Origin of the sequence: Arsenicicoccus dermatophilus (genome assembly GCF_046267915.1) — a bacterium.
Classification (GTDB): Bacteria; Actinomycetota; Actinomycetes; order Actinomycetales; family Dermatophilaceae; genus Arsenicicoccus; species Arsenicicoccus dermatophilus_A.
The window spans coordinates 2281441-2302347 of the sequence record NZ_CP176520.1 but is presented as its reverse complement, the minus strand read 5'-3'; the positions used below and the strand labels follow the sequence as shown (position 1 = coordinate 2302347).

General features: G+C 74.2%; 13 protein-coding genes. 9 read left to right on the top strand and 4 right to left on the bottom strand.

Annotated features, from left to right (window positions below):
• Positions 1–5 precede the first annotated feature (5 nt).
• Complete coding sequence (locus tag ACK2IS_RS10955) at positions 6–965, top strand: bifunctional riboflavin kinase/FAD synthetase (protein ID WP_409483363.1); 960 nt, start codon at positions 6–8, stop codon at positions 963–965.
• Positions 966–1314: 349 nt separating this feature from the next.
• Here ACK2IS_RS10955 and ACK2IS_RS10950 read toward each other — a convergent pair whose 3' ends face one another.
• Genes ACK2IS_RS10950 through ACK2IS_RS10940 form a run of 3 tightly spaced genes read right to left on the bottom strand, consistent with a single transcriptional unit; the run spans position 1315 to position 4933 of the window.
• Positions 1315–2121, bottom strand: coding sequence for an SGNH/GDSL hydrolase family protein (locus ACK2IS_RS10950; protein ID WP_409483362.1), 807 nt, complete (start codon positions 2119–2121; stop codon positions 1315–1317).
• Positions 2122–2174: 53 nt separating this feature from the next.
• Positions 2175–3725 carry an AAA family ATPase gene (locus ACK2IS_RS10945; protein ID WP_409483361.1) on the bottom strand — a complete coding sequence of 517 codons (1551 nt, stop codon included), beginning with the start codon at positions 3723–3725 and terminating at the stop codon, positions 2175–2177.
• Positions 3722–4933, bottom strand: coding sequence for a toxic anion resistance protein (locus ACK2IS_RS10940; RefSeq protein ID WP_409483360.1), 1212 nt, complete (start codon positions 4931–4933; stop codon positions 3722–3724). The genes ACK2IS_RS10945 and ACK2IS_RS10940 overlap by 4 nt, the downstream gene beginning before the upstream one ends.
• 138 nt (positions 4934–5071) lie before the next feature.
• On the opposite strand from ACK2IS_RS10940, the gene ACK2IS_RS10935 reads away from it, so the two are divergent.
• Positions 5072–7186: a TIGR03960 family B12-binding radical SAM protein gene (locus ACK2IS_RS10935; RefSeq protein ID WP_409483359.1), complete on the top strand. Its 2115-nt coding sequence runs from the start codon at positions 5072–5074 to the stop codon at positions 7184–7186.
• A 73-nt stretch (positions 7187–7259) separates the two neighbouring features.
• On the opposite strand, the gene ACK2IS_RS10930 is transcribed toward ACK2IS_RS10935, so the two are convergent.
• On the bottom strand, positions 7260–7847 hold the full coding sequence (locus ACK2IS_RS10930; protein ID WP_409485666.1) for a TetR/AcrR family transcriptional regulator: 588 nt from the start codon (positions 7845–7847) through the stop codon (positions 7260–7262).
• Between the two features lie 249 nt (positions 7848–8096).
• Here ACK2IS_RS10930 and ACK2IS_RS10925 point away from each other — a divergent pair, with 249 nt between their 5' ends.
• The 7 genes from ACK2IS_RS10925 (at position 8097) to ACK2IS_RS10895 (ending at position 20821) form a co-directional block, all read left to right on the top strand.
• On the top strand, positions 8097–10712 hold the full coding sequence (locus tag ACK2IS_RS10925; protein ID WP_409483358.1) for an MFS transporter: 2616 nt from the start codon (positions 8097–8099) through the stop codon (positions 10710–10712).
• 103 nt (positions 10713–10815) lie between these two features.
• A complete protein-coding gene (locus ACK2IS_RS10920) occupies positions 10816–11274 on the top strand; it encodes a GNAT family N-acetyltransferase (protein WP_409483357.1) in 459 nt (152 codons plus the stop codon).
• Between the two features lie 160 nt (positions 11275–11434).
• Entirely contained in the window at positions 11435–11830 is a 396-nt protein-coding gene (locus ACK2IS_RS10915) for a DUF1622 domain-containing protein (RefSeq protein WP_409483356.1), read from the top strand.
• A gap of 156 nt (positions 11831–11986) precedes the next feature.
• On the top strand, positions 11987–13417 hold the full coding sequence (locus ACK2IS_RS10910; protein ID WP_409483355.1) for an amino acid permease: 1431 nt from the start codon (positions 11987–11989) through the stop codon (positions 13415–13417).
• A 108-nt stretch (positions 13418–13525) separates the two neighbouring features.
• Positions 13526–16390 (top strand): FAD-binding and (Fe-S)-binding domain-containing protein, encoded by a 2865-nt coding sequence (locus ACK2IS_RS10905; RefSeq protein WP_409483354.1) that lies wholly within the window; start codon positions 13526–13528, stop codon positions 16388–16390.
• Between the two features lie 58 nt (positions 16391–16448).
• Complete coding sequence (locus tag ACK2IS_RS10900; RefSeq protein WP_409483353.1) at positions 16449–17216, top strand: TIGR03936 family radical SAM-associated protein; 768 nt, start codon at positions 16449–16451, stop codon at positions 17214–17216.
• 377 nt (positions 17217–17593) lie between these two features.
• On the top strand, positions 17594–20821 hold the full coding sequence (locus ACK2IS_RS10895) for an Rne/Rng family ribonuclease (protein ID WP_409483352.1): 3228 nt from the start codon (positions 17594–17596) through the stop codon (positions 20819–20821).
• Positions 20822–20907 lie beyond the last annotated feature (86 nt).

The following is a 20907-nucleotide window of genomic DNA, read 5'->3' as shown; positions in this document are numbered from 1 at the left end:
GGCCCGTGCATCGATGGAGCTCCCTGTCCCAGATCCCCGCTGACCTCGGCCCCACCGTGGTCACCCTGGGCAACTTCGACGGGGTCCACCGCGGCCACCGGGCCGTCCTGCAGGCCGCCTTGGAGCTCGCCGCCGGGCGGGACGCGCAGACCGTCGCCGTGACCTTCGACCCGCACCCCGTCGCCGTCCTGCACCCGGACCGGGCCCCCGTGGCCGTCACCTCCCTGGAGCACCGTCTCGACCTGCTCGAGGAGGTCGGCCTGGACGCGGTGCTCGTGCAGGAGTTCACCCGCGAGCTGGCGGCGATGACCCCCGAGGAGTATGTCGAGACGGTGTTCGTCGACGCCCTGCACGCCTGCGCCGTGGTCGTGGGCGAGGACGTGCGCTTCGGCCGCCGCAACTGCGGCGACGCCGGGACCCTGCGCGAGCTGGGGGAGCGGCACGGCTTCGAGGTGGTCACCCTGTCCGACCGGGGCGACGACCGCCGCTGGTCCTCCAGCATGGTCCGGGAGCAGCTGCTCGCCGGGGACGTGGCGGGCGCCGCCGCGGTGCTCGGCAGGCCCCACCGGGTGGTCGGCACCGTCGTCCACGGCGACCACCGAGGGCGCGAGCTCGGCTATCCCACGGCCAACCTCAGCCCGGACGCCTACGGCCTGGTGCCCGCCGACGGGGTCTATGCCGGATGGCTGGTGCGTCTGGACCGGGGCGCGGGCGACGCCGACCGGGCGCTGCCGGCAGCCGTGTCCGTGGGCACCAACCCGACCTTCGACGGCACCGAGCGCCGCGTCGAGGCCTACGTCCTGGACCGCACCGACCTGGACCTCTACGGCGAGCGCGTGGCCGTCGAGCTCGTCGAGCACCTGCGGCCCACGCTGCGTTTCGGGTCGGTCGACGAGCTGCTCGCGGTGATGGCCGACGACGTCGCCCGCTGCCGCGCGGTGCTGTCCTCGATCGTCCCCGGCTGAGCGCCCGGCCACGCGCTGTGCGGTCGACGTCCGGTTGCGCCCTGGTGCGACCGAGTTGGCACTCTCCGTCCGACGACATCCCCTTCGCAGGGGAGTGAACCGCCCCGGCGTGTCCGGGGGCTGCGGTCGTCGGGGATGGTGGCGTCGTGCCAGGAAGCACGAGCACGCTCACCGACGGGCACCTCGCCGAGCTCCGCCGGGCGACCGAGGGTGGGTGCAAGGGCTGGTGTGGTTCGACAACGACGTCGTGGCTTCGGACGGCACCGTCGTGGCCTGGTCTGCCCGCAGGTCCACGTCCGTCGCAAGCCCGGGCGCTGACGGCGGCCCCCGCAGGGGCCCCGGCCTGGTCTCAGGACAGGGCGCGGGCGATCTGGTCGGCGATGAGCTGCTGCCCGGCCGGGCTCGGGTGGTCGCCGTCCTCGGCGAGCAGGGGCGTCGGGTCCCCCGCGGCCTTGAACGGCGCGTAGAGGTCGACGCAGGTGGCGCCCTCGTCGGCCGCGGCCTGGCACAGGCGCCGGTCGACGGCGCGGGTGAGCCGGTCGGTCCAGGCGTACATCTGCGGGGTCTCGGCCTGGCGGGCGACCTGCCCGTCGAGGCCGACGTTCCAGTAGGTCGTCACCATGACCCGGGCACCGTGACGACCCTGGAGCGAGCGCACCTCGTGCAGCACCGCGGTGATGCGCTGCTGCACGCCCTGGGCCGCGCGATCGATGCACGCGGCGCCGCAGTCCTGGTCCGCCGTCTCGCCGAACAGGTCGAGCACGTCGTTGGCCCCCGAGGTGATCACCACCAGGTCGGAGGTCGTGATCGCTCGGCGGATCGCAGGGTCGCGGCGGACCGCCTGGAGGAGGTCTGCCGCGGTCTGCCCGTCCACGCCCAGGTTGAGGGCCGTCACCGGCGGGCCGTTGCGGGAGAGCCGGTCGGCCAGGCGCTGGGGAAAGGCCGGGCTCTCCTGACCTTCGCCGACGGCGACCGAGTCGCCGAGGGCCACCACCGTGCGGTCGGTCGCCGTGGTCGTGACCGGGGTCGTCGGGGGCTGGAAGGGGAGCGACAGGGCCCCGGTCACGGCCCCGGCGGGCAGGTGCGCGGGCACCACCCACGCACCCACCGCGAGCAGCCCCGCTCCCGCGAGCAGGGGGGTCCGACGGCGACGCATCCCGTCCAGGACGAGGACCAGCCCGGCCCGCGACCCGGTGGTCCCGGGGCGGCTCAGTCCACGCCCAGGTCCACGCCGTCGCGGTCCTCGAGGTCCTGCGGCTCCAGGGTCCGCAGCTGCTCGACGGTGGGCTCCTCCTCGTCGCGCAGGCGCCACGCGTGCCTGCCGATCGCCGCCTCCAGGGCGTTCCGGACGAACCTCCCGTTGCCGAAGGCCTCGCCCCTCGGGGTCGCGGCGAGGATCTCCCGGAACCTCGTCACGGCCGCCTCGCCCAGGTCGTAGTCGTTCTTGCACGCCAGCTCCTGCAGGATGCCGACGAGCTCGTCGTCGGTGTAGTCCTCGAACTCTACGGTGGTCGAGAACCGGCTCGCCAGACCGGGATTGGTGGCGATGAACCCGCGCATCGGTTCGGGGTAGCCCGCGACGATGACGACGAGGTCTCCCCGATGGTCCTCCATCTCCTTGACGAGCGTGTCTACGGCCTCGGTGCCGTACCGGTCGCCCCCGAGGGAGTAGGCCTCGTCGATGAACAGGACGCCACCGAGGGCGCTGCGCACCACCTCCGCGGTCTTGGTGGCCGTCTGGCCGAGGTAGCCCGCGACGAGCTCGGAGCGGTCCACCTCCACCAGCTGGCCCGTGCTCAGCAGGCCGAGGGCGCGATAGATCCCCCCGACGAGGCGGGCGACCGTGGTCTTGCCCGTCCCCGGGTTGCCCGTGAAGACCAGGTGACGGGTGATCGTGGCGCTGCGCAGCCCGGCCTTCTCGCGCTTGGCCTCCATCTGCAGGATCGCGACCTGACGGTGGACCTCGCGCTTGACGGCGGCCAGGCCGACGAGGGCGTCGAGGTCGGCGAGGAGCTCGTCCAGGGACTTCTCCGGCTCCGCCGGGGCAGGGGGTATGCCGGCGGCGGCGGCCGGTTCGGTCCCGGGCGTGGCTGGAGCGGCACCCTGGTCCGCGGACGGGGCGCCGGGTCCGGCAGGTCCACCCGGGGGCCCGGACGAACCGGGGTCGCCGCCCGGGGGCAGGGGTCCGGGGCCGACGGGCTCGCCGAGGTGGGTGGTGGGGGAGCCGGGAGCGCCCGGCCGCAGCCCGGCCGGCAGCCGCCGCAGGGCCTCCAGGGTGGCGTTCTCCAGCGAGCGCAGCTGCTCGCGCAGCGCGTCGGAGGTGGGGCCGGCAGGAGCTGGTCCGGCGCCGGGGGCTCCGGCAGGGGACGCCGCAGCGGCGAGCTGCGCCTGCCCGCTCGTCGTGGCCCGGCCGACCGCGGCGGCGTCGGCGCCCGGCACCGTGCACGCCGCCGCCGCGACCTCGGCGAGCGCCCGGGCGTAGGCGCCCGCCTGCGGGTGGCCCTCCCGAGCCAGCCGGTCGAGCAGCGGGGTGGGGCTGACGGCATACCGCCGCCCGCGGGGCGCGAGGTCGAAGAAGTCGGTGGTGGTGCGGCCGGTGCTGCTCGCCCACGCGGCGTGGACCTGGCTGGGGGAGGCGGTCTGCAGGACGGCGGCGGACAGGGCCAGCGCCTCTGCGCGGACCTGTCCCTCGTCCAGACCGGCCGCGCGGCCGACGCCGGCGAGGGCGTCGACCGCGGCGGCGAGGGTGGAGCCGGTCACCGGCCCAGCTCGAGGGAGCCCGCGGCGCGGCGCTCGTCGGTCTGCTTCACGCGGGCGAGGTACTCCTGGGACTTGGCGACCTCGCCCTCCAGGGTGCCGATGGTGGTGGCCATGGTGTCCAGCGCCTGGCTGCGGAAGGTGTCGATGGAGTCCATGGTGGCGTAGATGTTCTGGAAGGCCGCCTGCAGCTGGGGGAGCCCGATGGTGGCCGAGGCCGCCTGCTTCTGGATCTCCACGGAGTTGTCGCGCAGCAGCTCTGAGGTGCGCTCGATCATCGTCGAGGTGGTCTGGTTGAGCGCGGTGATCTGCTCCAGGACGAGCTTCTGGTTGTTGAGCGCCTGGGCGACGATCACGGCGGTGCGCAGGGCGCTGACCGTGGTGGTGGACGCCCGGTCGACACCCTTGATGAGCTCGATGTTGTTCTTGATGACGATGTCGATGGCCAGGTAGTTCTGGATCGACACCGCGAGCTGGGTGAGCAGGTCCTGGTGCTTCTGCCGGACGTAGAACAGCACGTCCTCGCGCAGCGCCTTGGCCTTGTCCGGGTCGGACAGGTCCAGCTCGGCGATCTGGGCGCAGACCTTGGCGTCCAGGCGCTCGGCGACGTAGACGTACTGGTTGAGCATGCCCATGGTGGCCCAGAGCTGCTGCTTCTCCTGGTTGAGCGCGGCGTTGTCCTGCTGCAGCTCGGCCTGGCCGTTCTTGAGCGACTGCAGGATGCCGTCGAGGTGGCCCTGGGCGGACTCGTACTTGCGGAAGTAGTCGGTGACCTTGTCGCCGAAGGGGATCATCCCGAGGATCTTCCTGGGGCCCTTGGCCTGGCTGGGGTCCAGGTCCTCCACGGTGCGGCGCAGGTCGAGCAAGGTCTTGCCGACGCCGGACTCGGCGGACAGACCGCCCTCCTGCAGGGCCTTGACGGGCGTCTTGAGCAGGCGGTTGGAGGACTCGGCGGCCTGGCGGATCTCGGCGTCCCCCATGGTGCGCACGTCGGCGGCCCTGGCCTCGAACTCCGGGCTCTTGGCCTGGGCGCTCGTCAGGGCGGTGAGGTAGTCCTCGACCTTGGCGTCGAGGCCGGGCATGGCCTCCTGCGGGACGGCGGGCGCCATCTTGGGGGCCTGGGTGGCCTGGACGGGGGCGGGGGCCGGGGGTGCCTCCAGACGCAGGGCCGGCTCGGCGGCGGCGGGCGGCGGGGTGAGCGGCTCGGTCATCGGGGTCTCCTCGCGTGCATGGCGGTTGCGGTCGGGCTCGGGCCTGTGACGTCCCCCTCGCCCCGTCGGCTCCCACCTTGTCAGACTCGTGCGGCTTCCGGGCGGTGTCCAGGGGTAGGCCGCCCTTACCCTGGAGGCATGACCGTGACCCCCACCGCCCCCGGCGCCTCGCACTACGAGGCCCTCGAGCCGCTGCTGGAGCAGGTCAGCAAGCCGATCCAGTATGTCGGCGGCGAGCTCAACTCCGAGGTCAAGGACTGGCACTGCGGCGGCCACGGCCCCGACGGCGCCGAGCTGACCGTCCGGTGGGCGCTGATGTATCCCGACGCCTACGAGGTGGGCGTGCCCAACCAGGGGATGATGATCCTCTACGAGGTCCTCAACGAGCGTCCCGACGCCCTCGCCGAGCGCACCTACTCGGTGTGGCGCGACATGGAGGAGCGGCTGCGCGAGGCCGGCATACCGCAGCTGACCGTCGACGGGCACCGCGCGGTCCGCGACTTCGACCTGTTCGGCATCTCCTTCGCCACCGAGCTGGGCTACACCAACCTGCTGGCGGCGCTGGAGCTCGCGGGCATCCCGCTGCACGCGGCGGACCGCACGGTCGACGACCCGATCGTGGTCATGGGCGGGCACGCGTCCTTCAACCCCGAGCCGATGGCGGACTTCGTGGACTGCGCGATCGTCGGCGACGGCGAGGAGGCGGTCCTGCGGGTCACGGACCTGGTGTCGGCGTGGAAGTCCGCCGGCCGCCCGGGCGGGCGCGAGGGGATCCTCCTGGAGCTGGCCCGCACCGGTGGGGTCTACGTGCCCGGCCTGTATGCCGTGAGCTACCTGCCGGACGGCCGCATCGCGGCGGTCACGCCCACCGCGCCGGGGGTGCCCGAGCGGGTCGCCAAGCACACCGTCATGGACCTGGACGCGTGGCCCTATCCGAGGAAGCCGCTCGTCCCGCTGGCCGAGTCGGTGCACGAGCGGATGAGCGTGGAGATCTTCCGCGGGTGCACGCGCGGGTGCCGCTTCTGCCAGGCGGGGATGATCACCCGCCCGGTGCGCGAGCGGTCCATCACGGGCATCGGCGAGATGGTCGAGCGGGGCCTGGCGGCGACGGGCTTCGAGGAGGTCGGGCTGCTGTCGCTCTCCTCGGCCGACCACACCGAGATCGGGGACATCACGCGGGGGCTGGCGGACCGCTACGAGGGCACCAACACCTCGCTGTCGCTGCCGTCGACGCGCGTCGACGCCTTCAACATCGACCTCGCCAACGAGCTGACCCGCAACGGTCGCCGCTCGGGCCTGACCTTCGCCCCCGAGGGCGGCTCGGAGCGGATCCGCAAGGTCATCAACAAGATGGTGTCCGAGGAGGACCTCATCTCGACCGTGTCCGCGGCGTACGGCGCGGGCTGGCGCAACGTCAAGCTGTACTTCATGTGCGGTCTGCCCACCGAGACCGACGAGGACGTCCTGCAGATCGCCGAGCTCGCCAGGCGGGTCATCGCGACCGGGCGAGAGGTCAGCGGCCGCAAGGACATCCGCTGCACCGTGTCGATCGGCGGCTTCGTGCCGAAGGCGCACACGCCCTTCCAGTGGGCCTCCCAGCTGTCGCCGGAGGCCATCGACGACCGGCTGGCCAAGCTGCGCGACGCGATCCGCTCCGACCGGCGCTACGGCTCGTCGATCGGGTTCCGCTACCACGACGGCCAGCCCGGCCAGGTCGAGGGCCTGCTGTCCCGCGGCGACCGGCGCGTCGGCGCGGTGATCGAGGCGGTCTACCGCGACGGCGGCCGGATGGACGGCTGGAGCGAGCACTTCTCCTACGAGCGGTGGCTGCGCTGTGCCGCCGAGGCGCTGGCCGGCACCGGCGTGGACATGGAGTGGTACACCCAGCGCGAGCGGGACGAGGACGAGGTCCTGCCCTGGGACCACATCGACTCCGGGCTGGACAAGCAGTGGCTCTGGGACGACTGGCAGGACGCACTCAGCCTCACCGAGGTCGAGGACTGCCGGTGGACGCCGTGCTTCGAGTGCGGGGTCTGCATGACGATGGGCACGACGATCGAGACCGGGCCGACCGGGCGCACGCTGCTGCCGCTGACGGTGGCCAACCCGGCGACCCAGGCGCTGCGCGGCTGCGGCGACCCGCTCGCGGCGGCGGCCTCGGGCGCTCCGGCGACGGTCGAGGCGGACGCGGTGTCGGCGACGACCGGGCCGGGCGACCTCAACGACCCCGATCGCGAGTCGCCCACCCGCTGAGCAGGGTCCGCGCCCGGGGGCAGGGGCTCGCGGGCACCGGACGCGGGGCCGGGCGGCCGGCGTGCGCGGGCGGTCACCCGCCCGGGACGACCCCGAGCACCTGGGCGCCCAGCGGCGCCCCGGGCATCGGCGCCCGAGGACCGGTGGCGAGGGCGTCGAGCACGAGCCCGTCCAGCCGCTCGCGCGCCCGGTCCGCGTCCGGCCCCGGGGGCAGGACCCCGCGACGGACCGAGCCGATCAGCAGGGACACGTCCGCGACGTCGACGTCGGGCCGCAGGGTTCCCTCCGCCTGGGCGGCCGTGACGACGCGGCCCAGCAGCACGACGAGGTCTGCCTGCAGCGCGCGGATGCGGGCGTCCGCGCGCACCGCCTCGGCGAGGACGGGGTGCCGCGCGAGCTGCCGTCGCAGGGTGAGGATGTGGGCGGGTCCACCCAGGAGCGCCACCAGGGCCTCCCAGGCGGACGGCGCCTCGGCCACCGCGGTGCGCGCGGTCGCGACGACGGCGCCGAGGTGGTGCTCCGTCACGGCCACGACGAGGCAGGTGCGGTCCGGGAAGCGCCGATAGAGCGTGCCGACGCCGACGCCGGCGGCCCGGGCGATCCGGTCCATGGGGACGTCCAGGCCCTGCTCGGTGAAGGCCTCGTAGGCCGCCTCGAGGATGGCTCGGCGGCGCCGCTCGGCGTCGGCGCGCAGCGGGTGGTCCGGCAGACGGTCCTCGGTGATGACGTCCTCCCTGGTCGGCTCGGGCCGTCCCGGTCGGACGACCCCATCAGCCTAGGCGGACCGGGTGATCCCTCGCTTGAGAAGTGGAAGGATTTCTTCCGGGGGGTGTACGGTTGTTCACGCCATCCGGGCAGCCCTCGACGACGCGGGCCCCACCCCCGCCACGCAGCAGGAAGCGCAGGCCCCGTGACCCAGACCACCCGGTCCCAGATCCCCTCCCCGTCGGCGGCCCCGCCGACGGTGCCGCCCCCGGCCGCCCACCGGGAGACCCCCTCCCCGACCACCCTCGAGCCGGGCATGACCCACAAGGAGGTCCTGGAGGCGCTGAGCGGACTGATGCTCGGCATGTTCGTCGCGATCCTGTCCTCCACGGTCGTCTCCAACGCGCTGCCCACCATCGTCACCGAGCTCCACGGCTCCCAGTCCGGCTACACCTGGGTCGTGACCGCCACCCTGCTCGCGACCACCATCTCCACCCCGATCTGGGGCAAGCTGTCCGACCTGGTCAGCAAGAAGCTGCTGGTGCAGCTCGCCCTCGTCCTGTTCGCGGCGGCCTCGATGGCCGCCGGCCTCTCGCAGAACATGGGCACCCTGATCGCGATGCGCGTCTTCCAGGGCCTGGGGGCCGGCGGCCTCACCGCGCTCAGCCAGGTCATCCTCGCCACGATCGTGTCGCCGCGCGAGCGCGGTCGGTACTCCGGCTACCTCGGCGCGACCTTCGCCCTCGGCACGGTGGCCGGCCCGCTGATCGGCGGTGCGATCACCGAGCACCTGTCCTGGCGCTGGTGCTTCTACGTCGGGGTGCCCTTCGCCGTGCTCGCGATCGTCGTGCTGCAGCGGACGCTGCATCTGCCCACCGTCCGGCGTCGGGTGCACATCGACTACCTGGGGGCCATCCTGCTCGCCGGCGCAGTCTCGTCGCTGCTCGTGTGGGTCACCCTCGCCGGGGACAGCTTCGACTGGTGGTCCTGGCAGACGGGCGCCATGGTCGGCGGGGGCATCGTGCTCCTTGCACTGACCGTCATGGCCGAGCAGGTCGCCCCCGAGCCGATGATCCCGCTGCGGCTCTTCCGCAAGCCGACGATCGTCCTGTCCTCCCTCGCCAGCCTGTTCGTCGGCATCGGCATGTTCGCGGGCACGGTGTTCCTGGGGCAGTACTTCCAGCTCGCCCGGGCGCAGTCGCCCATGGAGGCCGGTATCGCCACCATGCCCATGATCCTCGGGCTGTTCGTGTCGTCCACGATCTCCGGACAGGTCATCACCCGGACCGGTCGGTGGAAGGCCTGGCTGTGCACGGGCGGTCTGCTGATGACCGTCGGCCTGGGCCTGCTCGGCCTGCTGGCGCACGACACGACGTACTGGATCGTCGCCGTGTGGATGTTCCTGCTCGGCACCGGTCTGGGCATGATGATGCAGAACCTCGTCCTCGCCGTGCAGAACGAGGTCCCCCCGAGCGACCTGGGCGCCGCTTCCTCCTTCGTGGCCTTCGCCCGGTCCATGGGCGGTGCCATCGGGGTGTCGGCGCTGGGGGCCCTGCTGGGCACCCGCGTCAAGGACCACCTCGTCGAGGGCTTCACCGCGGCCCGGATCGACCCGGGCTCGGCGCTCGGGGGCGGCCTGCCGCACGTCACCGCGCTCCCCACCCCCATCCGGTCGATCGTGCAGGTGGCCTACGGTCAGGGGCTGTCCGAGGTCTTCCTCGCGGCGGCGCCGTTCGCCCTCGTGGCCTTCCTGATCACGCTGTTCATCCGGGAGACCGAGCTGCGGCGCACCCCGCTGCCCGAGGTCGGCCGGCCCGAGGAGACCGGGGTGGAGCAGGTGTGGAACGCACCGGCCGACCACGACCACGAGGAGCGGCTGACCCGTGCCGAGTGGCGCGAGCGCGAGGGCGTGGTGCAGTCCCGCACCGGTGGTGCCACGCGGACCCTCGTCGCGGTGGCGCCCGCCGACGCCACCGATGCGCTGCCGCCCACGGACCTGACCACGGCCGGTTCCGCCGCGGCGGACCCCGTCGCGGCGCTCGGACCTGCCCTGGAGGGGGTCGTCCGGCGGACGAGCGGTCCCCCCGTCCCTGCCGCCTGGGTGACGGTCACGGACGCCTCCGGCCGCCAGGTCGGACGCACCCGCACCGCCGACGACGGATCCTTCCACCTGGCGCTCGGGTCGGGCGGCTCCTACCTGGTGATCACGTCCGCCGACGGCATAACCCCCAGCGCCTCGCTGCGCGAGGTCGGGTCGCGCCCGGTGCGCCACGACGTCCTGCTGCGGGGGACGGCTCGCCTGACCGGCCGCGTCCTGCAGCGGGGAACCGAGGGCGACCACACCTGGGCGGTCCCCGACGCCCAGGTCGTGCTCGCCGACGCCACCGGCGAGGTCGTCGAGCGCCAGGTCACGACGAGCCAGGGGGAGTACGCCTTCGGTGAGCTCGACGGTGGTTCCTACGTCCTCACCGTCCTCGCCGGGACCCACCGGCCGGCCGCGCACGCGGTCCCGGTCGCGGGCTCCCGGAGCACGGTCCACGACGTGGTCCTGGCGCCCCGCGGGACCCTCGAGGGCCGCGTCGTCGACGCCACCGACGAGCGTCCCGTCGACCGGGCGGTCGTGACGCTCACCGACGGGTCCGGCGTGGTCGCCGCCCGCGCCCGGACCGCGCCGGACGGGGGATACCGGCTGGCCGACGTCCCGGCCGGTCGCTATCTGCTGACCGCCTCGGGCCATGCCCCGGTCAGCTGCGAGGTGGAGGTCGTCGACGGCCGTGTCGGCGAGCACACGATCCAGCTGGGTCGGTCCGCCACGGCCTGAGCACGGCCGAGGGGCTCTCACCCGTCCGCGCCGGACGGGTGGGAGCCCCTCTTCGTGCCCGCGCCGCGCGGCGGCATGCGGCGGCAGGCCCTAGGGTCGGGCCATGCAGATCCGTCGGCTGATCCCGCTCGACGACCCCGCCGACCTGGACGACGTGGTCGCGCTGCGAGCCTCCTGGGCGCACGACCGCGCAGGCGACGGCGACCTGGACGAGCTGCGGCGCCGGATCCGGGACTGGCTGCGGGCCGAGGGTGACTCGCGCGTCCTGTGGGGGGCGTATGCCGAGGAGGGGGCGGTCGGCCTCGTCTGCCTGCTCGAGTACACCCGGATGCCGGACCTCGGTCGGCCGCCGGGCCGGTGGGGCTACGTGGCGCAGCTCTACGTCCGGCCGCAGGCGCGTCGGCGCGGCGTCGCGACCGCACTGATGGGCGCCCTCATCGACCACGCCCGCGAGCGGGGGATGGTCCGGCTGGTCCTGAATCCCAGCGAGATCTCCCGCGAGCTGTACGCATCGCTGGGCTTCCGGCGGGCCGACGAGCTGCTGCTGCTCCCACTGGTCTGAGGCGGCGCTGGCCCGAGGCGGCGCTCGCGCCCCCGGGGCACGAGCCTCGCCTTCGACGACCCGCCGCAGGTCACAGCCCCGTCCGGGACCCCGGGGGCCTATCGTGACGGGGCCACCGTCACCCGGGAGACCACGGCCGGGCCGTCCCCGAGGAGCACCCGTGCTGGAGCCCATCGCCACCGGATTCGAGATCGCCGGATCCGGCGTGCTGGTCGCGGGGCTGGTCCTCGCCACCCTCATCGCCGTCCGCGTCCTGCTCGTCACCCGGGACGGTCGCCGGGCCTACCGGCTGTTCCGCGAGGCCTTCGGCGGGGGGATCCTGCTCGGGCTGGAGATCCTCGTGGCCGCCGACCTGGTCCGCACGGTCGCCGTGGAGCCGACGCTGCGATCCGTGGCCACCCTGGGGCTGATCGTGCTGATCCGCACCTTCTTGTCGTTCTCCCTGGAGATCGAGATCGACGGGGTCCCGCCGTGGAAGCGCGCGCTGGTCAGCGGCGCGGAGGTCACCGGGCGGGCCGTCCGCGAGGGGGTCACCGTCCGCGAGCCCCAGCCCTGAGCGGGCGCCCCGCCCGACCTGGCGCGATCCGGCGCCGCGGTCGCCCCGTCGCGGGCGTCACCGCGCACCGGGACGCGCCGGTCGTGTCGCCCTGCAGCCGAGAACGGCCCGACATAACCTGCGGTCACCTCACGGCGACCGGACGGAGCACGGGACATGACCACGAACATCTCGAACGGGCAGGGCATCTGGCGCCGCAAGCCGGTCGACCAGCTCACCGAGGGCACCGAGGCCGGCGGCCTGCGCCGCTCGATCGGGCTCTGGCAGCTCACGGCCATCGGGGTCGGGGGCATCATCGGGGCCGGCATCTTCACCCTCGCCGGCACCGTCGCCAGCGGGGCCGAAGGTGGACTCGGGGTCGGCCCCGCGGTGCTGATCTCCTTCCTGATCGCCGGGATCGCCTCGGCCGCCGCCGCGCTGTCGTACGCCGAGTTCGCCGGCCTGATCCCCCAGGCCGGCTCCGCCTACACCTACGGCTACGCGGTGCTGGGGGAGGTGGTCGGCTGGGCGATCGGGTGGGACCTGCTGCTCGAGTACACCGCGATCGTGGCGGTCGTCGCCATCGGCATCTCGGGCTACTTCACCTACCTGCTCGCCCAGCTCCACCTCACGCCGCCCGCGTGGATGATGGGCGCCCCCGGCACCGGACCCGGCCACCGGGTGGACCTGTTCGCGATGCTCCTGTGCCTGTTCACGGCATACCTGCTGACCCGCGGCATGAAGAACGCCGCCCGCTTCGAGACCCTCGTCGTCGCCCTCAAGGTCGCGATCGTGCTGCTGGTGGTGGTCGTGGGTGCGTTCCGGATCCGGACCGCCAACTACACGCCCTTCGCGCCCGCCGGTCTGGGCGGCGCGATGACCGGCGCCGCCACGGTCTTCTTCGCGGTCTTCGGCTACGACGCGATGTCCACGGCCGCGGAGGAGTCGGTCGACGCCCGGCGCCACCTGCCCAGGGCGATCATCTACTCGCTCGCCATCTCGATGGTGCTCTACGTCCTGGCCTGCCTGGTGCTCACCGGCATCCAGAGCTACACCGAGATCGACCCCACGGCGGGCTTCTCCGCGGCCTTCGCCCATGCCGGGATGAGCGGGCTCGGCACCGTCATCGCGATCGGCGCCGTCGTCGGCATCCTCAGCGTGCTGTTCACCTTCATGCTCGGCGTCACCCGGGTGTGGTTCGCCATGAGCCGTGACGGGCTCCTGCCGGCGTGGTTCGCCAAGACCGACCCGGTGCGTCACGTCCCCACCCGGGTCACCTGGATCGTCGGCGTCGCCTCCGCCCTCATCGCCGGGCTCATGCCGATCGCCGAGGCGGCCGAGCTCACCAACATCGGCATCCTGCTGGCCTTCGTGGTGGTCTGCTTCGCGGTCGTCCGGCTGCGGCGCACCCGGCCCGACCTGCCCCGTACCTTCCGCTGCCCGTGGGTGCCCGTGGTGCCGCTCGTGGGCATGGCCTTCAGCCTGTGGTTGATCACCTACCTGCAGTGGCAGACCTGGGTGCGCTTCGGCGTGTGGTTCCTGGTCGGCATGGCGATCTACCTGGCCTACGGCCGCACCCACTCGGTGCTGGCCCGTGACGACGGCTGAGCAGTCCCCGACGGACGAGCCGTCCAGGACGGGCGAGCCACCCGCCGGACCGGTCCGTCGCCCGGGTGCGGGCTCCCCTCGCCCGGACCGATCCACGAGGATGAGGACATGACCGCCGCGCCCACCGCCGAGCTGTTGCAGGACCTCGCCCGGGCGGGGGTGCGGGACGTCCGGGCCGACGACCTGACCCGGGGGATCTACGCCACCGACGCATCCCTCTACCGGGTCGCACCGCAGGTGGTCGTCCTGCCGCACGACGCCGCGGAGGTCGCGGCCGTCCTGGACGTGTGCCGGCGCACGGCGACCCCGGTCACCAGCCGCGGGGCAGGAACCTCCTGTGCGGGCAACGCCGTGGGCCCTGGTGTGGTGCTGGACTTCTCGCGCCACATGGGGCGGGTCCGGTCGATCGACCCGCAGGCCCGCACCGCGGTGGTGGAGCCGGGCGCCGTGCACGCCACCCTCCAGCGGGCGGGGCTGCCGCACGGGGTGAGGTTCGGGCCGGACCCGTCCAGCCACACCCGGTGCACGGTCGGCGGGATGATCGGCAACAACGCCTGCGGCAACCGGGCGCTGGGCTACGGCCGCACCTCGGACAACGTCGTCGGGCTCCGGGCGCTGCTCGCCTCCGGTGACGAGATCCGCTGCACCACCGGGGTGCTCGGCGACCCGCCCACGGTCGCGGGCGCGCCCGACGTGGTCGCCGCCCTGCGGCAGGTCACCGGGCGGCACCTGGCGACGATCCGCACCGAGCTGGGCCGCTTCGGCCGCCAGGTGTCCGGCTACGCCTGCGAGCACCTGCTCCCCGAGCGGGGACTCGACGTCGGGCGGATGCTCGTAGGCTCGGAGGGCACCCTCGCCGTGGTCACCGAGGCGACCGTGCGGCTGGTGACCGACCCCGCGGCGAGGACCCTGGTCGTGCTGGGCTTCGACGACATCTACGGCGCGGGCGACGTGGCCCCGCTGATCGGCGAGCTGGGGGCCGTCGCCGCGGAGGGGATCGACCGGCGGATCGTGGACGTGGTGCGTGCCCGGATCGGCGACCAGGCCGTGCCCGACCTGCCCGACGGCGACGCCTGGCTCTTCGTGGAGCCCGTGGGCGACAGCGCCGAGGAGGTCCGCGAGCGCGCCCTGGCCCTGGTCGCCCGGGTGGGGGCGCGGTCCCACCGGATCGTCGACGACCCACGAGAGGCCGCCGCCCTGTGGCGGATCCGCGAGGACGGCGCCGGGCTGGCGGGCCGCACCCCGCGCGACCGCCCGGGCCACGCCGGGTGGGAGGACGCGGCCGTGCCGCCGCAGTCCTTCGGGGCCTACCTGCGCGACGTCGACGCGCTGCTCGCCGAGCACGACCTAACCGGGCTGCCCTACGGCCACTTCGGCGACGGCTGCCTGCACGTCCGGCTCGACTTCCCGCTGGACCGTCCGGGCGGGACGAGGGTGTTCCGCGAGTTCCTCCTGGCCTCCGCGGACCTCGTCGCGCGGTACGGCGGCTCGGTGTCCGGCGAGCACGGCGACGGGCGGGCCCGCTCCGAGCTGCTGCCGCGGATGTACTCCCCGCAGGCCATCGACCTCTTCCGCGGCGTCAAGGCCGCGATGGACCCCGCGGGGCTGCTCAACCCGGGCGTGCTCGTCGACCCCGACCCGGTCGACGCGCACCTGAGAGTCCCGGCTGCCCAGGCGATCTCCACCCGGACCGCCCGGCTGGCCTTCGGCTACCCCGCGGACGAGGGGGACCTGACCCAGGCGGTGCACCGCTGCACCGGCGTGGGGCGGTGCCGGGCCGAGCACCCCGCCGGGTCGGCGTCGGTGATGTGCCCGTCATACCTGGCGACCCGGGAGGAGAAGGACTCCACCCGCGGGCGGGCGCGGGCGCTGCAGGAGATGCTGAGTCCCTTCTCCCAGATCGAGGACTGGCGCTCGCCGGCGCTGCACGAGGCGCTCGACCTGTGCCTGTCCTGCAAGGGCTGCGCCTCGGACTGCCCGACCGGGATCGACATGGCGACCTACAAGGCCGAGGTCCTGCACCAGACCTATCGCGGTCGCCTGCGGCCCCGCGCGCACTACGCCCTCGGGTGGCTGCCGGCCTGGAGCCGGACGGCGGCGCGTGCGCCGCGGCTGGCCAATGCCCTCCTGGCTGCGCCCGGGGTCGCCCGCCTCGGCATGCGGGCCGCGGGCGTGGACCCGCGCCGGTCCTTGCCGCGCTTCGCGACCCGGACCTTCCGGGCGTGGTTCGCCGCGCAGGAGCCGCCCGCCGGTCCGGCGCCGCACGGGCAGGTCGTCGTCTTCGTGGACTCCTTCGTGGAGCACTTCGCGCCGCAGGTCGGGCGGGACGCCGTGGCGGTGCTGCGGGCGGCAGGCTACGAGCCGGTGGTGACCGGCCGTCAGGTGTGCTGCGGGCTGACCTGGATCTCGACGGGCCAGCTCGACGCGGCGCGCCGGATCCTGGGGGGCTCCGTGGCCGAGCTGGCGCCGTGGGTGGCGCGCGGGGTGCCCGTCGTGGGTCTGGAGCCGTCGTGTACCGCCGCCCTGCGCCACGACGCCGTCGAGCTGCTGGGCACGGAGGCGGCCGCCCGCGTCGCCGGGGGAGTGCTCACCCTGGCCGAGCTGCTGCAGCGCACCGAGGGGTGGGTCGCGCCGGACCTGTCCGGCCTGGAGGTCGTCGCCCAGCCGCACTGCCACCACGCCACGGTGCTCGGGTGGTCGCCGGACGCCGAGGTCCTGCGCAGCTCGGGCGCGCAGGTGACCCGGCTCGGGGGCTGCTGCGGGCTGGCGGGCAACTTCGGGGTCGAGCAGGGGCACTACGAGGTCTCCGTGGCGGTGGCCGAGCAGCAGCTGCTTCCCGCCCTACGCGCTGCCTCCCCGGAGGCGATCCTGCTCGCCGACGGCTTCTCCTGCCGCACCCAGGCCGCGGACCTCGCCGGACGCGAGGGGGTGCACCTGGCGACCCTGCTCGCGGCGCACCTGCCCGGCGCCTGACCGCGCCCCGCGCCAGGACCCCCGGCGGCACGGGTTCCCTCCCGTACCCTTGGGCCTCATGGCTCGTCAGCGCACCCCTGAAGGACCCCCTCCGCCGCCCGCGGTCCAGAAGATCCGGCTGCGCTACGCCAAGCGTGGTCGGCTGCGGTTCAGCTCGACCCGGGACTTCCAGCGGGCCCTGGAGCGGGCCCTGCGCCGGGCGGGGGTGCCGATGGCCTACTCCGCGGGCTTCCACCCGCACCCCAAGATCAGCTATGCCAACGCCGCACCCACCGGAACCGCGTCCGAGGCCGAGTACTTCGAAATCGCCGTGACGGAGCGTGTTGATCCGGAACGGGTCCGCGCTGCCCTCGACCTGGCGCTGCCCGAGGGGATCGACGTCCTCGAGGCGGCCGACGCGCTGCCCGGATCGCTCGCCGACCGGCTGCAGGCCTCGGAGTGGATCGTGGAGCTGCGTGGCCTGTCCGAGGAGCAGCACGGGCAGGTCGAGCGCACCGTGGCGGCCTTCCGGTCGGCCGAGCGGGTCGAGATCAGCCGTATGACGAAGTCCGGGCTGCGGACCTTCGACGTGCGCTCGGCGGTCCTCGACCTGGACCTGGACACCGCCGCCGGCCGCGCCCGCAGCGCCGGGGTCGCCACGAGCGAGGGTGCGGTCCTGCTGCGGGCGCTGGTCCGGCACACCACGCCCGCGGTGCGACCCGACGATCTCGTCACGGCGCTGCGGGCGACGGGGGAGGGGCTGCCCGACGTGACCCCGCTCATGACCCGGCTGGTGCAAGGGCCCCTCGACGAGGCCGACCTGGCGATCGGCGATCCCCTCGTCTGACGCCGCCGGCCGCCACGCCGGAGGTGACCCTGCGTGGTCACCGGCGGGCCGGACGGAGACCGTTGTGCGATACTGACCGCGGTCACGATGCGTTCACCCCGCATCGCCGACCCGACGACATCACAACGGACGATGCGGTGATGCGGCCACCGGTCGCCCGTCCCGCCGAGACCCAGCCACGTGGCGGTCTCGTGAGGCCCGTTGCGGATCGCCGGCACCGGAGGTGACGCGCCTGGCGCGAGCCATTCCGGTGTAGCAGACGACTTCCGTCGTCGGGGCAGCCGCCTCGTCGACGACGACGACCGCGCACCACGCGGTGGCGAGGCGCATTCCGCGCCACGGGTGGACGTCATCCGTGGTCGAGAAGGGATCGCCGCATGGCACCCGACCAGCAGGACGCACCCGAGACCACCACCGAGGTGCACGAGGGACTGCCCGTGGACCGGCAGCCCGGCCAGATCGCCGACACCGGCACCAGCCCGGTCGTCGAGACGCAGGACGTCGCCGACGCCGTCGCCGACCCGGCCGGCGCCACCCCGGCCGATGCCGATGAGACCGGCGCCGCGGAGGCGGGCGCCGGCGAGGCTCCCGCCGCCGAGCCCGCCCCGGTCAAGCGCGCCACCCGCGCCCGCAAGACCACCGCCACCAAGCGCGCCCCGCGCAAGACCGCGGCCAAGAAGGCCGCAGCGGCCCCCGTCCCGGTCGAGCCGGACGCCGCCGAGGACTCCCTCGGCACGCCGGGCACCGAGGTCGACGGTGGCGACGCCCGAGCGGCCGCCGCCACCCTCCCGGCCGAGCAGCCGCCCGCCCGCAAGCGCGCCCGCCGCGCGACCAAGAAGGCCGCCGCGGTCGAGAGCACGATGACCGACTCGCTCGCCGGGGCGGACGCCCCCGAGACGGCGGTGCCCGGGCTGACCTCCGGGAACGCGACCGGTGACCAGCCTGCGGCCGCTGCGGACGAGGCCCGCCCCGCCCCCTCCTCGGAGCCCGACGAGGCCGGCCGCGTCACGCAGCTCGCCGCCGAGATCGACGCGCAGGAGTCCGACGACGAGATCGCCGACCTGGCCCTGACGGTCCTGGACGACGACGAGCTCGACGACCTGATCGCCACGATCCCGGTCACCCCGCCCGAGGAGGAGGCCCCCGCACCGTCCTCACCGTTCGGGCTGCTCTTCCAGGCCCCCGACACCACCGCGGTGCGCCGCCACCGCCGCGCGACCTCCCCGAGCGTCGACCCCTCGACCGTCCAGCGCCCCGAGGTCGACGAGCGTGCCGACCAGGAGGCGTCCCGCGACGAGGCGCCGCAGATCGGGACCGAGCCGGCGGTCGAGGACGGCGACGACGCGTCGACCCCCCGGCGCCGCCGTCGCGGTGGCAAGGGCCGTCGCCGTGGCGTCGAGGACGAGCTCGACGGAGCGGGGACCGAGGAGGCCGGTGACGACGAGCCGGTCGGGGACGCCACCGAGCCCGAGACGACCGACGAGGGGGACGACGACACGGCGGGCGGGACCCGCCGGGCCCGTCGGCGCCGGGGCCGCAAGGGCCGCGGCGACCGGTCCGCGGAGACCGACACCGACGAGGCCGAGACGTCCGACGGGGACGAGGACGACGAGGACGGCGAGGGCAGCAGCTCGAGCCGGCGTCGGCGCCGTCGTCGCCGCTCCGGGGCCGGTGGCGGCGAGGATGACCCGCCCGGCACGGTCACCAAGGTGCGCGACCCGCGTCGCGGGGAGGCCACGGGCATCAAGGGCTCGACCCGCCTGGAGGCCAAGAAGCAGCGCCGCCGCGAGGGCCGCGAGGCGGGCCGTCGCCGCACGATCATCACCGAGGCGGAGTTCCTGGCGCGCCGCGAGAGCGTGGAGCGCACCATGGTGGTCCGGGACGCGGGTGACCGCACCCAGATCGCGGTGCTGGAGGACGGCGTCCTCGTCGAGCACTACGTCTCCCGCGAGCAGTCGGCGAGCTCGACCTCCATCGCGGGCAACATCTACCTCGGCCGGGTGCAGAACGTCCTGCCCTCCATGGAGGCGGCCTTCGTCGACATCGGCAAGGGGCGCAACGCGGTCCTGTACGCCGGCGAGGTCAACTGGGACGCCGCAGGCCTGGAGAACGGTCAGGCTCGCCGGATCGAGAACGCACTGCGCTCCGGCGACACCGTGCTCGTCCAGGCCACCAAGGACCCGATGGGTCACAAGGGTGCCCGCCTGACGTCGCAGATCTCGCTGCCCGGCCGCTACCTCGTCTTCGTCCCCGGCAGCTCGATGACCGGGATCAGCCGCAAGCTGCCCGACAACGAGCGCGCCCGGCTCAAGAAGATCCTCAAGGAGGTCATGCCCGCCGATGCCGGCGTGATCGTCCGCACCGCGGCCGAGGGGGCCAGCGAGGAGGAGCTGCGCGCCGACGTCGCCCGCCTCACCCGCACCTGGGACGAGATCCAGGCCAAGGCCAGGGCGCCGCGCACCAGCACCCCGTCGCTGCTGCACGGCGAGCCGGACCTGACCGTCCGGGTCGTCCGGGACGTGTTCAACGAGGACTTCTCCTCCCTGGTCGTCTCCGGCGAGCAGGTATGGCGGACGGTCTCGTCATATGTCGAGTCTGTGGCGCCCGACCTCGCGCCGCGCCTGGAGCGCTGGACGGGGGAGAAGGACGTCTTCGCCGGGCACCGCATCGACGAGCAGCTGGCCAAGGCCATGGACCGCAAGGTCTGGCTGCCCTCGGGCGGCTCGCTGGTCATCGACCGCACCGAGGCCATGACGGTCATCGACGTCAACACCGGCAAGTTCGTCGGCCAGGGCGGCAACCTCGAGGAGACCGTCACCAAGAACAACATCGAGGCGGCCGAGGAGATCGTCCGTCAGCTGCGGCTGCGCGACATCGGCGGCATCATCGTCGTCGACTTCATCGACATGGTCCTGGAGTCCAACCGCGATCTCGTGGTGCGCCGCCTGGTCGAGTGCCTCGGCCGCGACCGCACCAAGCACCAGGTCGCAGAGGTCACCTCCCTCGGCTTGGTGCAGATGACCCGCAAGCGGGTCGGCACGGGGCTCATCGAGTCCTTCTCCACGACCTGCGAGCACTGCAACGGTCGCGGCATCCTCGTCTCCTCGACCCCGGTCGCACCCGGCACCGAGTCCGGTGTGGACCACACCGAGGAGCGCGGTGGCCGCCGCGGGCGCAAGGGCAGGGGCCAGTCCGCCCCGGCCGCCCAGCCCGCCCGGTCCGAGCCGCGGGCCGAGTCGCGCGGCCGGGTGGAGGACGCGGGCCCGACGCCCGCGCAGATCGCGGCGGCGGCCCACGCCGCGGCGATGGCGGCGGCCCAGCCGGGCGCGGACGACGACGCGCCGGCCAGCGCCGACGAGGTCGCCCGCGCGATCGACGAGGCCATGGCCACCGCCCTGGGCGCCCCTGAGGGCGCGCGTCCCGACGCGTCCCCCGTCGACGCGGCCGAGGTGCCCGGGCCGGACGCGGCCGGGGACGAGGTGGTCGCCGTACCCGCGGTCCCGCTCCCCGCCGTCGAGCCCGCCCCGGAGAAGCCGCGCCGTCGCAAGCGCGGCCGCGTGGTCGCCCCGGCCGGGCCCCCCAGGCCGCTCGCGTCCGACGACTGAGCACGATCGACCACCCGTGGGGCTCCGGCCGGAGATTTGGCCGGGGCCCCAAGGCGCGGGTAGGCTGGACCCTCGGTGCGTCCACC